10 protein-coding genes, 2 pseudogenes and 1 riboswitch are annotated in these 13,774 nt (G+C 73.4%); of the genes and pseudogenes, 5 read left to right on the forward strand and 7 right to left on the reverse strand.

The window, feature by feature from the left end; genetic code table 11:
* Window positions 1-248: 248 nt before the first annotated feature.
* From E1165_RS23675 to E1165_RS23685, 3 genes are all read left to right on the forward strand, one after another.
* The gene (locus E1165_RS23675; RefSeq protein ID WP_132393956.1) at window positions 249-2,324 is read left to right on the forward strand and encodes an AAA family ATPase; all 2,076 of its coding nucleotides are present in this window, start codon (window positions 249-251) and stop codon (window positions 2,322-2,324) included.
* 55 nt (window positions 2,325-2,379) lie between these two features.
* Complete coding sequence (locus tag E1165_RS23680) at window positions 2,380-3,639, forward strand: serine hydrolase (RefSeq protein WP_243704954.1); 1,260 nt, start codon at window positions 2,380-2,382, stop codon at window positions 3,637-3,639.
* 172 nt (window positions 3,640-3,811) lie between these two features.
* The gene (locus tag E1165_RS23685) at window positions 3,812-4,573 is read left to right on the forward strand and encodes a VOC family protein (RefSeq protein ID WP_132393957.1); all 762 of its coding nucleotides are present in this window, start codon (window positions 3,812-3,814) and stop codon (window positions 4,571-4,573) included.
* 104 nt (window positions 4,574-4,677) lie between these two features.
* Here E1165_RS23685 and E1165_RS23690 read toward each other — a convergent pair whose 3' ends face one another.
* The 7 genes and pseudogenes from E1165_RS23690 to mqnE all read right to left on the reverse strand — a co-directional run bounded on the left by E1165_RS23690 (window position 4,678) and on the right by mqnE (window position 11,269).
* On the reverse strand, window positions 4,678-5,475 hold the full coding sequence (locus E1165_RS23690; RefSeq protein WP_132393958.1) for an ABC transporter ATP-binding protein: 798 nt from the start codon (window positions 5,473-5,475) through the stop codon (window positions 4,678-4,680).
* Entirely contained in the window at window positions 5,472-6,530 is a 1,059-nt protein-coding gene (locus tag E1165_RS23695) for an iron ABC transporter permease (protein WP_132393967.1), read from the reverse strand. Before E1165_RS23695 ends, E1165_RS23690 begins: the two co-directional genes overlap by 4 nt.
* Before the next feature lie 64 nt (window positions 6,531-6,594).
* Window positions 6,595-7,533, reverse strand: a complete 939-nt coding sequence (locus E1165_RS23700) for an ABC transporter substrate-binding protein (RefSeq protein WP_132393959.1) — start codon at window positions 7,531-7,533, stop codon at window positions 6,595-6,597.
* A 108-nt stretch (window positions 7,534-7,641) separates the two neighbouring features.
* Window positions 7,642-7,705: riboswitch (cobalamin riboswitch) on the reverse strand.
* A gap of 117 nt (window positions 7,706-7,822) precedes the next feature.
* Window positions 7,823-9,133 (reverse strand): annotated as a pseudogene (locus E1165_RS23705) (M14 family metallopeptidase); the annotation flags it as partial.
* Between the two features lie 170 nt (window positions 9,134-9,303).
* Window positions 9,304-9,588, reverse strand: coding sequence for a DUF4229 domain-containing protein (locus E1165_RS23710; RefSeq protein WP_132393961.1), 285 nt, complete (start codon window positions 9,586-9,588; stop codon window positions 9,304-9,306).
* A 46-nt stretch (window positions 9,589-9,634) separates the two neighbouring features.
* Entirely contained in the window at window positions 9,635-10,057 is a 423-nt protein-coding gene (locus E1165_RS23715) for a hypothetical protein (RefSeq protein WP_132393962.1), read from the reverse strand.
* Window positions 10,058-10,099: 42 nt separating this feature from the next.
* Window positions 10,100-11,269 carry an aminofutalosine synthase MqnE gene (gene mqnE / locus E1165_RS23720; protein ID WP_132393963.1) on the reverse strand — a complete coding sequence of 390 codons (1,170 nt, stop codon included), beginning with the start codon at window positions 11,267-11,269 and terminating at the stop codon, window positions 10,100-10,102.
* Between the two features lie 240 nt (window positions 11,270-11,509).
* On the opposite strand from mqnE, the gene E1165_RS23725 reads away from it, so the two are divergent.
* Both E1165_RS23725 and E1165_RS30530 read left to right on the forward strand, forming a co-directional pair.
* Entirely contained in the window at window positions 11,510-13,114 is a 1,605-nt protein-coding gene (locus E1165_RS23725) for a C40 family peptidase (protein ID WP_132393964.1), read from the forward strand.
* Window positions 13,115-13,253: 139 nt separating this feature from the next.
* A pseudogene (locus E1165_RS30530) lies at window positions 13,254-13,774 on the forward strand (hypothetical protein); the annotation flags it as partial.

A 13,774-nucleotide genomic window follows, 5' to 3' on the forward strand; every position in this document is an offset into this window, starting at 1 on the left:
GCCCGGAACGCTGGGCACGGAAGCTTCCCGGACACCCACCCATGGGACCCGAGCGCGGACCACGGGACCTGAACAGCGGTTCCGTGCCCACCGCGAAAATCCGGTTTGCCCTGCCCGGCGCCCGCAGTAGGCTTACCTGTCCCGCCCGACGGCCGAGGTGTGTAGCACCGCAGCGGACGTCCCCAGCGCCGACCAACGTGTCGGAAACGCGAGCGGCAGCGTTGTTCCCCGTGTCGAGGAGTACGTGGATGACCCTGCACGCCCAAGAACAGTCGTTGGACGACGAACTCGTCGCCGAACGCGAACACCTGGCCACCTCCCGCGCCGCGCTGCGCCGGATGCGGGACCGCGCCGAGGCGCTCTTCGCCACCGGTGACAAGGTCGCCGGGGACGCGTACACCGCCGAACAGCTCGGCCGGCACATGGCCCGGCGGGTCAAGGAGCTGGCCGACAACCCGAGCACCCCACTCTTCTTCGGCCGGCTCGACTTCGGGCCGGCCGACCCCGACCACGCCGGACGGGACTACCACGTGGGGCGGCGGCACGTCACCGACGACCTCGGTGAACCGCTGGTGCTGGACTGGCGGGCCCCGGTCTCCCGGTCGTTCTACCGGGCCAGCGCCCGTGATCCGCAGGGCGTCGCGGTACGCCGCCGGTTCGGCTTCAGCAACGGTGTGCTGACCAGCTTCGAGGACGAACACCTGGACCGGGGCGAGGAGTTGGGCACCGCCAGCCGGATCCTCACCGCCGAGATCGAGCGTCCCCGCGTCGGCCCGATGCGGGACATCGTCGCCACCATCCAGCCCGAGCAGGACGAACTGGTCCGGGCCGACCTGGCCGACTCGATCTGCGTGCAGGGCGCGCCGGGCACCGGCAAGACCGCCGTCGGGCTGCACCGGGCCGCGTACCTGCTCTACCTGCACCGGGAACGGCTGCGCCGCTCCGGCGTGCTGATCGTCGGGCCGAACCGGGCGTTCCTGTCGTACATCGCGGCGGTGTTGCCGGCCCTCGGCGAGGTCGAGGTCGAGCAGGCCACGGTGGAGGACCTCGTCGCGCGGGTGCCCGTCCGCGCGGTCGACCATCCGGCGGTCGCCACCCTCAAGCACGACGCCCGGATGGCGCAGGTGCTCCGCCGGGCCGTCGAGTCGCACATCGGTGTCCCGACCGAGCCGATCATGGTGTCGGACGGCTCGTACCGCTGGCGGATCGGCCTCGACCCGCTGCACCGGGTGGTCGAGGAGACCCGTCGGGAGGGCCTGCCGTACGCCACCGGGCGGGAGCGGGTCCGCGCCCGGGTGGTGGGGCTGCTGCAACGCCAGGCCGAGGCCCGCCGCGCCGAGTCGCCCAGCGACGCCTGGCTGCGCCGGATGGGGAAGGCGCAGCCGGTCACCGCCTTCCTGGACGCGGTCTGGCCGGCGCTGACGCCGGAAGGACTGCTGCACCGGCTCTGGTCCGACGCCGACGCGCTGGCGGCGGCGGCCGACGGGTTGCTCACCGCCGACGAGCAGGCGCTGCTGCAGGGTCGGTCGCCCGGCGGCGCGATGGGCCGGGACGTCACCGGCACGAAGCTCGGCCGCACCCCGAAGGCCACCCGGTGGACGGCCGCCGACGCGGTGCTGATCGACGAGGCGGCCGGGCTGGTCGATCGCCCGGGCGGCTACGGGCACGTGGTGGTCGACGAGGCGCAGGATCTCTCCGCCATGCAGTGCCGGGCGATCGCCCGGCGCAGCGAGCACGGCTCGATCACCCTCCTCGGCGACCTGGCCCAGGGCACCGCGCCGTGGGCCGCCACCGACTGGCGGGAGTCCCTGGCCCACCTGGGCAAGCCGGACGCGACCGTGGTGCCGCTCAGCGTCGGGTTCCGGGTGCCCGCCGCGGTGGTCGCGTTCGCCAACCGGCTGCTTCCGGCACTCGCCGTCGACGTGCCGCCGGCCGAGTCGCTGCGCCGCGACGGCGCGCTGGACGTGCGTACCGTGACCGACCTGACTGCCGCCACGGTGGCCGAGGTGCGGGCGGCGCTCGGCCACGACGGCTCGGTCGGCGTGATCGCCACCGACGAAGCGGTCGACGGCCTCCACGCGGCCCTGGCCGCCGTCGGGGTCGACACCGCGACCGCCGACGACGTCGAGACCGCGGCGCGGGTCACCGTGGTCCCGGCGACCCTGGTCAAGGGCCTGGAGTACGACCACGTGGTGGTCGTCGAGCCGGCCGCGATCGTGGCTGCCGAGCCGCGCGGCCTGCACCGGCTCTACGTGGTGCTGACCCGGGCGGTCTCCCGGCTCACCGTGCTGCACACCGCACCACTGCCGGGTCCCCTGCGCTGACAGGCTTGCGCAACCCGACCAGAATGGACGGTGATCTTCCACGAAGGAGTTGGGCATGCACCTGTCACGACGGGGTTTCCTGATGGCCGGGGCCGGCAGCGCGCTGGTGGTCGCGGCACCGCTGGCCGGCACGCAAGGGGCGGCCGCGGCCGGACGACTGCCCCGGGAGGCACTCGCCGCCGGGCTGTCCGCCATCACCGACGCCGGGATGGTGGGCGTGTTCGCGGAGGTACGCGACGGTGGCAGTCGCTGGCGGGGCGCGAGCGGAGTGGCCGACCTGGACACCGGACGGCCGATGCGGGACTGCCTCCAGCACCGGGTCGGCAGCATCACCAAGACCTTCGTGGCCACCGCGCTTCTGCAACTGGTGGGCGAGGGCCGGGTGACGTTGGACGACCCGATCGGCCGCCACCTGCCGCAGTACGCCGTCGACGGGGTGACCGTCGGGATGCTGCTCAACCACACCAGCGGCATCGGCGACTACGACACCGTCCTGTTCACCTCCGGCGAGGACGTCGAACGCCACCGGTACACCACGTTCACCCCGGACCAGCTCGTCCGGCTCGGGCTGGCCGCGCCACGCACCGGCACGCCGGGCCGACGGTTCGACTACTCGAACACCAACTACATCCTCGCCGGGCTGCTCATCGAGCGGGTGACCGGCCGGCCCGCCACCGAGGAGATCCACCGCCGGGTGATCCGCCCGCTGGGGCTGACCGACACGTACTTCCCGGGCAACCGCACCCGGATCAGCGGCCCGCACAGCGCCGCCTACCTGCCCTGGTACGACGGCAACCTGCGGGACTTCAGCGTGACGAACATGTCGTGGGCGTGGACGGCCGGCGCGCTGATCTCCACGTCGGCCGACCTGAACCGCTTCTTCCGGGCCCTGCTCGGCGGGCGGCTGCTGCGCCGGGCCGAACTGGCCCGGATGCGCACCACCGTGCCGCTGGTCCCCGAGCAGCCGGAGGCGGGCGGGTACGGCCTCGGCCTGTACTGGCTGGCCCTGCCCGGCGGGCCCTACTGGGGGCACGACGGCCTGGTCTTCGGCCACAGCACGATCTCGCTGCACAGCCCCGACGGCACCCGCCAGGCGACGCTGGGCAGCAACGTCACGCACTACGCCGCACCCGGCGCGCCCGACCCGATCGCGGACGCCACCTTCGCCTTCCTGATCACGGCGCTGGGTCAGTCGTCGACCGCACGGACGGCGGCCCCGACCACAGCGCCCAGGGTGGTCCCGCTTCCCGGCGGGCCCGCGCTGGTCCGCCCGCTGCCGGCGGCATCCGGGCGGCGGATCACCGCGCGACGCTGAACAGAAGCCGTGGCGGGGCGGGCGTCGGGCCTGCCCGCCCCGCCGCGGCGGCGGGGTGTTTCGCCGGTTCAGCTGACGTTCCGGCCGTTTCCGGCACGGCCGACGCCGGCGCGGTGCCACCATGCGGGCAGGGGTGGGCCGCCCGGCCGCCCACCGGCGGAGAGGGGCCACCGTGAGCGGCGTCGAGCCTGGCACGCCCTGCTGGGCCGACCTGGCCACCCCTGACCTGGCGGAGGCGAGACACTTCTACCGGCAGCTGTTCGGCTGGACCGACCGGGTGTCCCCGCAAACCGAGGCGGGCGGCTACACCACGTTCCTGCTGGACGGCCGTGCGGTGGCGGGGGCCGGTCCACCGGCCGCGGCGGACCAGGCGCCGGTCTGGTCGACGTACGTGGCCACCGACGACGCGGACCTGGCGGCCACCCGGGTCGAGGCGGCCGGCGGGCGGGTGCTGGTCGCCCCCTTCGACGTGTTCGACCAGGGGCGGATGGGCGTGTTCGCCGACCCCGCCGGTGCCACCTTCAGTGTCTGGCAGCCGATGGCGATGCGCGGCGCGGAGGTATTCAACGTTCCCGGGTCGATCAGTTGGAACGAGCTGGTCACCCCGGACCCGGAGGGTGCCCGGCGCTTCTACGAGCTGGTCTTCGGCTGGCACCCGGCGGACGAGCGGACCTGGCCGGTCGCCGACACGGGCTGGCGGTGCGGGGCGCGGATCGTTGCCGGCATGACGTCGCCGCGGGAGGAACTGCCGGTGGACGGCCACGCGTACTGGTCGGTGTTCTTCGCGGTGGCCGACGCGGACGCCGCCGCGGCCCGCGCCGTGGAGCGGGGCGGCACCATCGTCGTCCCACCCCGGGCCTCCCCCCAGGGCCGGCTGGCCGCCCTCCGCGATCCGCGGGGTGCCCTCTTCGGCGTCATCGCCCTCGCTGCCTGACCCATCACCCGCCGCGCCAGATCCCGCATCCCGGCCAGCCAGCGTCACGGACGAAACTCGTCCCCGAGGGCAGACGAACCCGTCCCGGGGCGGATGGAGCGCCGTCAGTGGGGGCGCACGGGGACGACGAGCGGGCCGTGCTCGCCGGGGAGCACCCGGACGCGCGCCCGGTAGTGGGTGGCCAGCAACTCCTCGGTCAGCACCTCGGCGGGTGGCCCCTCGGCGACCACCCGGCCGTCAGCGAGCAGCACCAGGCGGTCGGCGTACTCGCCGGCGATGGAGAGGTCGTGCATGGTGGCGAGCACGGTCAGGCCGTGTGCCCGGCGGAGCTGGTCGACCAGCTCCAGCACCTCCTGCTGGTGGCCGATGTCCAGCGCGCTGGTCGGCTCGTCGAGCAGCAGCAGGGTGGCGCCCTGGGCCAGCGCCCGGGCCAGGAAGACCCGCTGCCGCTCCCCGCCGGAGAGCGTGGCCAGCTCCCGGCCGTGGAAGGCGGCCAGGTCCAACCGGTCCAGCACCTCGTGCACGACGGCCAGGTCGGCGGCGGACTCGCGGCCCAGCGGCGGGATGTACGGGGTGCGGCCGAGCAGCACGTAGTCGAGGACCGACATGCCGGCCGGTACCACCGGGGACTGGGCCACGGTGGCCACCACCCGGGCGCGGGCGCGGGGACGCATCGCCCGCAGCGGCGTACCGCAGAGGGTGACGGCGGGCCCGGCGGGGAGCAAACCGCCGACGGCGCGCAGCAGGGTCGACTTGCCGGCCCCGTTCGGGCCGATCACGGTGACCCACTCCCCGGCGGCGACGGTCAGGTCGACGCCGGTCAGGATCGGCGTGCCGCCCAGGGTGACGTGCAGGTCGCGCACCTCGACCGCCGGGGCGCTCCCGGTGCCAGCCCGGTTCACGACAGCACCCGCCGGGCGGTACGCAGCACCAGAACGAAGAACGGGCCGCCGAGCAGGGCGGTGACCACCCCGATCGGGATCTCGGCGGGCGCGGCGGCGGTCCGGGCCACCACGTCGGTCAGCGCTAGGAACGCCCCGCCGAAGAGCATCGACAGCGGCAGGATCACCCGGTAGCTCGACCCGGCGAGCAGTCGTACGGTGTGCGGCACGATGATCCCGACGAAGCCGATCAGCCCGGAGGCGGACACGGCGGCGGCGGTGCCCAGCGAGGCGGCGGCGATCAGCAGGTAGCGGGAGCGCTGCGGATGCAGCCCGAGGCCGGTCGCCTCGTCGTCGCCGACGGAGAGCACGTCCAGTTCCCGGCGGTGCAGCAGCACCACGACGGCGGTCAGCACGAAGTACGGCAGCACCAGCAGGACGTCGTGCCAGCCGGCCGTGGCGAGCCGGCCCAGCAGCCAGGAGTAGACCTGCTGGATGCTGTCGGAGTGCCGTTGCAGCAGGTAGGTCTGCCCGGCGGAGAAGAACGCCGAGACGGCCACCCCGGCCAGGATCAGCGTCGCCGGGGAGCGGCCTCTCCCGCCGGCCGCGCCGAGCAGGTACGTCATCGTCACCGCGCCGAGCGCGCCGAGGAACGCGGCCATCGGCACGGTCAGCGGCAGCCCGGCCAGCGGGTCGGTCACCCCGCCGAGCGCGATGACGACGGTGACCGCCAGCCCTGCCCCGGCCGCCACACCCAGCAGGTACGGGTCGGCGAGCGGGTTGCGGAACACCCCCTGGTACGCCCCGCCGGCCAGGGCGAGCAGCCCGCCGACGAGCAGGCCGAGCACCACCCGGGGCAGCCGGAGCTGGGTGACGATGGCGGTCTCGCCGGCGGTCAGCCCGCTGTCGAGGTGCACTCCGGGCAGCAGGTTGAGCAGTTCGACCGCGACGCTGCCGGGCGGCAGGCTGACCGGGCCGAGCGAGACCCCGGCGACCAGGGCGACGAGCACCGCCAGCACACCGGCGGCGAGCCACCGCTTGCGCAGCCCGGCCGGCCGGGGCGTGCCGCCGGGAATGGCCGCGGCGGGCGGGCGGACCGGCCGGGCTGCCGTGGACCGCACCGTCACCGACGACGGACGGTCACGCGGGCACCTTGGCGACCGCGTCGACGATCGTGCGGAGCTGGTCGACCACGCGCGGTCCCCAGCGCGAGGCGATGTCGTCGTCGAGGGTGACCACCTGGTTGTTCTTCACCGCCTTGAGTCCGGCCCAGCCGCTGCGCGCCCTGACCGTGTCCGGGCTCTGCTGGCAGCACTTGGCGTCGGCCAGGAAGATGAGGTCGGGGTTCGCCTTGACGATCACTTCCTGGGAGAGCTGCGGGTAGCCGCCCGCCTTGCCGTCGGTGTCCGCGCCGTCGGCGATGTTCTCCAGCCCGGCGAGGGCGTAGATCGAGCCGATGAAGGTCTTGCTGGTCGCGGTGTACAGCTCCGGGCCCAACTCGTGGTAGTAGGTGAGCTTCGTCGACCGCCGCGGCAGGTCCTTGGTGAGCTTGGCGATCTCGTCCCTCATCCGCCGGGTGACGTCGGCCGCCTCGGTCGGGTGGCCGGTCAGCGTGCCCAGGTCGGTGATCTGCCGGTAGCTGTCGTCCAGGGTGGCCGCCGCCGGGGTGAGCAGCACCGGGATCCTCAGCGCGGTGAGCTGGTCGACGATCCTGTTGGTGTCGTTGGAGAGGACCACCAGGTCGGGTCCCTTGGCCGCGATCGCCTCGGCGTTCGGCTGGAAGCCGGACAGCTCGCTCCTCGGCGCCTCCGGCGGGTAGTTCGACTGGTCGTCGACGGCGGTGACCTGCGGGCCTGCGCCGATGGCGAAGAGCATCTCGGTCACGGTCGGCGACAGCGAGACGATCTTCTCGGGGCGCTTCTCCAGCGTCAGCCGGCCGACGGTGGCCGGGAAGGCGGCGGTTGCCGAGCTGCCGCCGGTGGCGGGGGCGTCGCTCGGGGTCTTCTCGGCGCAGGCGCCGAGGGTGAGCGCGGCCACCGCGAGGGCGGCGGCGAAGAGCCGGGGGGTACGGCGGGACATGGTCCTCCTGTCGGTCGAGGTGGTGCTTCGCCGACAGGTACCGCTGCTGGCGCCCGTCCGCGAGGCGCCCTTCCTCGAGAGCGCGTGTCGCGACCGGCCCGCAGGCGACCTGGCTCGTCCCCGCCTCCGGCGGGGCATCACAGTTGCGGGACAGCACCGGTTTCGCACCGGCTTCGCTGCGGGCTGATCGGTGCCACGGTAGCGCACGACCAGCGGAGATCGTTCCGACGGGAGGGGCGGGGTGGGGTCCCCCGGGGGCGTGGGGGACCCCACCGGCGATCCGCGATCAGCAGTACTGGCTCTGCTTGCCGATGGCCCGGTACGGGCAGTCGGCGTACTCGGAGAGGATCAGCACCGCGTCCTTGTTGCGGGCGGTCTCCCGGGGGATCACCTCGTCGGGCGGGTAGAAGCCGCCGCCGCTACCGGACGACCCGGGGTACATCTCGAAGGTGTACGCCCAGATCTTGTGGGCGCCCCACATCCAGTCGATGCTGGTGCCGTCGGCGATGTACAGGTCGCTGGACTGTTCCGGGGTGTAGCCGTTGGTCGCCGCCATCTGCCGGCCGAGGGTGGCGAAGGTGTTGTACTGGTCTGCGGTCATTCCGGTGGCGGTGTTCGCGGTGGTGTAACCGTACGGCCAGAGCACCAGCTGCGAGTAGGTGTGGAAGTCGATGTTGGCCTTGATCTGCTGCACCCCACCGACGACCCGGCTGTTGACGAAGTCCCGCAGCGCCCGCGACTCGGGCGCGGAGAAGGCCGACGGGCCGCGGTAGGTCGACGACGAGGTGGAACCGGACGAGCCGCCGCAGCAGCCCCACTGGTAGCTCCAGTTCCGGTTGAGGTCGGTGCCGACGTACGACGAGCCGCTGTTGGGCTGCCGGTTCTTCCGCCAGGAGCGGTACGACCCGGTGGCGATGTCGTACTCGCTGCCGTCGGGGTTGACCGTCGGCACGATCCAGATCTCCCGGGTGTTGACGGCGTTGGTGACCCGGGAGTCGGTGCCGTAGCTGTCGGTGAAGAGGTTGAGCAGGTAGATCGCCATCTCGACGGTCAGGTGCTCGCGAGCGTGCTGCTGGGCGTTGAAGAGGATCTCCGGCTCGCTCTCGTCGGTGCCGACGTTGTCGGAGATCTTCACCGCCATCAGGTCCCGGCCCTCGTACGACCGGCCGATGCTGATCTTGCGGGCGATCGTCGGGTGGTCGGCGACCACCTTGTTCACCACGGCCGTCAGCTCGGCGTAGTCGTGGTAGTTGGCGTCGGCGGGCGGGAAGGCGAGGGTGCCCGCCTCGCCACGCCTGTGCGGGTCCACCGTGGTGTCGGGTACCAGCCGGAAGCCGAGCCGGGTGATCGCCGCCGCCTCGGCCCGGGTGGCAGAGATGTGCAGTACGCCGTGCTCGGAGTAGTCGATCGCGGCGCCGGTGCGGGCGACGGCGTTCCGGTCGGCGAACGTGCGCGGGCCGAGCACCCGGTACGCGGCGCCGGGATCGGGCTCCGGCGCGGGTCGCGCGGCGACCGGCCCGGTGGCGACGGTGACGAGACCGAGTCCCACGGCGATGGCCAGCACCAACTGGCGTCGGAGGGGAGACGTGCGGAAGGCCATGGACAACCTCCTGGGGTACGGGGAGATCCCGTGTCCGCACACTCCACCAGAGTCACATGGTCATATCAACATCCGTCGCTCCACCGACCCATCCCAGCCCGATCCTCCCGCCGGCAATTGTTTCCACGTCCGCCGCCGCGGCCGGCGGAACTTGCCGCCACGAGGCCGGGTCAGGCGCGGGGTTGGTCGCCGGGTTCCCCGCCGGCCGGCTGGTCGTCACCGGCGAGCGCGGAGCGCAGCCGCTCCTTCTCCGCGCGCCGGCGCTCGGCCGCGACGGCCATCTCCTCGGCCATCTCGTCCCGCCAGCCGCGCAGCAGGAAGAACGAGGCCGCGGCGGAGAACACCAGCGCCAGCATCAGCTTCAGGAAGACGTTCATCTCGACCGGCCACAGGACCAGCACGACCACGGCGAACAGCCCGATCCGACCCAGCGTGTACTTGACCGCCGCGCTCACGTTCCCACTCCGTTTCTCCGCGCCCCCGGTGCCCCGGGGCGGTGGTTCAACCCGTCCGCCGGGACAGCCAGTGCACACCCTGGAACCAGAGCACCGCGTACAGCGCGGTGAACGCCGCCGCCGCCAGACCGCCCGTGGCCAGCGGCGCTAGACCGGCGGCCAGCCCGGCCACCAGCAGGCCACCGACCACAGCGACCGCGCCGGCCACCAACGCCGCCACCACCCGGGCCGCCCCGAACTCCCAGGCCCGGAAGTCGTCCCAGAAGAGCCAGGCCGGCAGGATGACCGCCAGCCAACCGTTGGTACGGCCGAAGTCGCCGGCGCCGATCAGGTCGAACGCCCAGTCGAAGAGGACCAGCGCCAGCACCCCGATCAGCCAACCGGCGAGGCTGACCCCGAGCAGGTCGCCCAGGGTGAGCACCCGCCCGTCGGCGTCCCGCCGGGGAAACCCGGCCCGTTGCTCGGTCATCGCGCCCGTCCGGTCATGATGCCTGTGAGGATACGGGCGGACTCAGGCCCAGACCTGCTGCGGCTCGGCACGCCGCTCGGCCAGCGACGGGGCCGGGTCGTACTCGCGGACCACCTCGTAGCGGGTGTTGCGCTCGACCGGACGGAAGCCGGCGTCCCAGATCAGGTGCAGCAGGTCGTCCCGGTGCATGGTGTTCGGGGTGCCGTACGAGTCGGCATCGTGGGTGATCTTGTATTCCACGACCGAGCCGTCCAGGTCGTCCACCCCGAAGTTCAGCGAGAGCTGCGCCACCGAGAGACCGTGCATCACCCAGAAGCACTTCACGTGCGGGACGTTGTCGAACAGCAGCCGGGAGACCGCGAAGGTCTTCAGCGACTCGGCCGGCGAGGCCATCGTGGTCCGGGCCTGGATCCGGTTACGGATCTTGCCGTCCGCCGAGTCGACGAAGTCGTGCTGGTAGCGCAGCGGGATGAAGACCTGGAACCCGCCGGTCTCGTCCTGGAGCTCGCGCAGCCGCAGCACGTGGTCGACCCGGTGCCGGGGTTCCTCGATGTGGCCGTAGAGCATCGTCGACGGGGTCTTCATCCCCTTCGAGTGGGCCAGCCGGTGGATGCGCGACCAGTCCTCCCAGTGGCAGGCGTGGTCGACGATGTGCTGGCGGACCTCCCAGTCGAAGATCTCCGCGCCGCCGCCGGTGAGCGACTCCAGGCCGGCGTCGATCAGCTCGTCGAGGATCTGGTCGGCGCCCAGACCGGAGATCTTCTCGAACCACTGCACCTCGGTCGCGGTGAACGCCTTCAGGTTGACGTTCGGCAGCGCGGCCTTCAACTCCCGCAACACCTTCGGGTAGTACCGCCAGGGCAGCGTCGGGTGCAGGCCGTTGACGATGTGCAGCTCGGTGAGCTGCTCGTCCTCCATCTCCTTGGCCTTGCGGACCGCCTCGTCGATGCGCATCGTGTACGCGTCCTTCTCGCCCGGCTTGCGCTGGAACGAGCAGTACGCGCATGAGGCGGAGCAGACGTTGGTGAGGTTCAGGTGCCGGTTGACGTTGAACATCACCCGGTCACCGTTGAGCTCGGTGCGCCGATGGTGCGCCAACCGCCCCAGCCAGGCCAGGTCGTCGCTGTCGTAGAGGGCGACGCCGTCCTCACGGGTCAGCCGCTCCCCGGCGTACACCTTCGCTTCCAGCTCGCGCTTGAGTCCGGCGTCCATCGAAAGCCACGTCCCTTCCACCTGCGGTCCCGTCGAGCCTACGTCGCACCGGCAACCACCCGCAGGACGGGCACCGGCAGCGACCGTACTTCACCGGACTCCCAGCCTCCCGTTACCTGCCCACGCATCGACATCGCTGCCAGGGTGCGGTAAGACAGGATGGGGCGGAACACACACTGGTACCGTCCCGTCCCGCCGCGTCAATCCGTGCGCGGCGACGCCAGCCGGACGGGGAGCCACATGGTCGACAGCGGGCACGGGCGACGGCGGCGACCAGGCAGGAGCCCGGTGGTGTCGCCGGTGCTGCGTCCGGCACTCTGGTCCGCCCTGCTCGGCGCGGTCGCGGCGATGGCCATGGCCACCCCCGTGTACGCCGAGCCGCCGTTGCCCAACACGGTCCCGGACACCGGCTCCCGCCCGGTCGTCACCGGCGGGCTTCGGCTGCCGGGCACGGTGCCCGGCTCGTCCACCACCATCCCCGGCTACCCGGTCACCGGCCTGCCCGGCACCGCGCTGCCGGTCAACGGCGGGCCGGCCGGTCCGCTGCTGGCCCGCATCACCGCGCTGGAGGTGCAGCACGGCCAGCTCGGTGACCAGCTGCTCGAACTGCGCCAGCAGCGCACCGACGCGCAGACGCAGCTCACCGCCGCCGAGCGGGAGCTGGGGCTGGCCCGGGAGGCGCTGGCGCGGGCCCTGGAACGGGCCGACGACGTCGCGACCGAGGCCGTCAAGGCCGCCGCGGCGCTGCCGCCCGGTGAGATCGCCGCCGACCTCCACGGGCTGGACCGCCTCCAGCGGATCACCCGGGGCGAGCAGGCCGAGGGGGCGACCACCGCCGCGGCCGGCGAGCTGTCCCGGGCCCGCACGGCCGAGCAGGTCGCCACCCAGGCGGTCACCGCCGCCCAGGACCGGGTCCGCCGGGCCAGCGAGCAGTTCACCGCGGTGGAGAAGGCGCTGCGGGACAGCGAACGGAAGCTGGTCAAGCTCCGGGCGGACAACCAGGCGCAACTGATCGAGCTGGAGCGGCAGCAGGAGGCCGCCGAGCAGAAGCTGGGCGCCGCGTACGTCGAGGGGCAGAGCAGCACCGGCCTGATCGCCAGCCCGCAGGCGCTGGCCGCCGTCCGGTACGCGCTGGCCCAGCTCGGCGACCCCTACCTGTGGGCGGCCGAGGGGCCGGACCGGTTCGACTGCTCCGGCCTGGTCTGGGCCGCGTACCGGTCGGCCGGCTACCACGAACTGCCCCGGGTCGCCCGCGACCAGTACTACGCCACCCGCTCCCGGACGGTCGACCGCAGCGCCCTGCTCCCCGGTGATCTGGTCTTCTTCGCCTCGGGTGTCAGTTGGACGACGATCCACCACATGGGGATGTACATCGGCGGCGGCAAGATGGTCCACGCCCCGCGATCCGGCGACGTGGTCAAGATCGCCACGGTTCCGTGGTCCCGCCTGTACGCGGCGACCCGGGTCGTCGGCGCGGTGCCCGGGTCCACTCCTTCCCCGACGCCCACCACACCGGCCCCGAAGCCGACCGGCTCGGCGTCGCCCAAGCCGACCGGCTCGGCGTCGCCCAAGCCGACCGGCTCGGCGTCGCCCAAGCCGACCACCCCGGCCCCACCGAAGCCGTCGCCCAGCGCCACCACGGCGCCGTCGCCGCGGCCTTCGCCCTCGCAGAGCCCATCCCCCTCGTCCAGCCCGTCGGAGTCCAGCCCGTCGCCGTCGTTCGCCCCGTCGCATTCCGACACACCCGGCCCCGAGGTCAGCAACACGCAGCCGAGCATCGCCCCGAGCAGCCACGCCCCGGAGACCAGCGCCTCGGCGTCGACCTCGGCGAGCACCGGCGCCTGACCTGCGGCAGCCACGCCGACTCACCGTCCGGTGAGCGCTACGGCTGTGCCGACGGGGCGTCATGTGGCACGGTGGCAGTCAGGCACACCCTCCTCCGGCGCCACGGAGGGCGGGTGCGAGCGCGGCGCGGAGGGTGAGCATGGGCGAGCAGAAGGTTCCGGCGGAGACGGTCCGCCCTGCGGCACCGTCCGCAGTCGACTCCGTCGCCACGGCAGGCCCCTCCCACGCCCCGGCGGGGTCCGCGACCGCCGGCACCGGCCCGACCGCCACGGGCAGTGCGGTCGTACCCGGGCAGCGGGCCCTCGCCCCGCCGGCCGGTGCCCGGGCCAGCGCCGCCGTGCCGGGAGCCGGCCGGATCCGGGCCGACGAGGTGGCCGCCGCGGCGGCGGACGCGATCGCCCGGACCGGCGGCGCGGCCACGGTGTACCGCGCCGCCCCGGTCAACCCGGAGCCACCCGAGCCGGCGCGGCCGCCGGAGCCGGCCCAACCGCCGACCCCGCCCACGCCTGAACCGGAGCCCGCGCCGACCCCCGAGCAGCCGCCCGTGCCGGCACCACCCGTGCCGACACCGCCGGCCCCGAAGCCACCGGCTCCCGGGCCGTTCCCTCCGCCGGTGCCGCCGCTGCCCGGCCCGCCTCCGGGTCCGCGCCCGTCGCCCCC

This window comes from Micromonospora sp. KC723 (assembly GCF_004348595.1).
Classification (GTDB): domain Bacteria; phylum Actinomycetota; class Actinomycetes; order Mycobacteriales; family Micromonosporaceae; genus Micromonospora.

What these genes read in the sequence shown, in the direction of transcription:
- E1165_RS23715 (WP_132393962.1), bottom strand. Translation starts at nt 10,057, where the DNA reads ATGACCGAGCAACGGGCCGGGTTTCCCCGGCGGGACGCCGACGGGCGG.
- E1165_RS23680 (WP_243704954.1), top strand. Translation starts at nt 2,380, where the DNA reads ATGCACCTGTCACGACGGGGTTTCCTGATGGCCGGGGCCGGCAGCGCG.
- E1165_RS23675 (WP_132393956.1), top strand. Translation starts at nt 249, where the DNA reads ATGACCCTGCACGCCCAAGAACAGTCGTTGGACGACGAACTCGTCGCC.
- E1165_RS23700 (WP_132393959.1), bottom strand. Translation starts at nt 7,533, where the DNA reads ATGTCCCGCCGTACCCCCCGGCTCTTCGCCGCCGCCCTCGCGGTGGCC.
- E1165_RS23725 (WP_132393964.1), top strand. Translation starts at nt 11,510, where the DNA reads ATGGTCGACAGCGGGCACGGGCGACGGCGGCGACCAGGCAGGAGCCCG.
- mqnE (WP_132393963.1), bottom strand. Translation starts at nt 11,269, where the DNA reads ATGGACGCCGGACTCAAGCGCGAGCTGGAAGCGAAGGTGTACGCCGGG.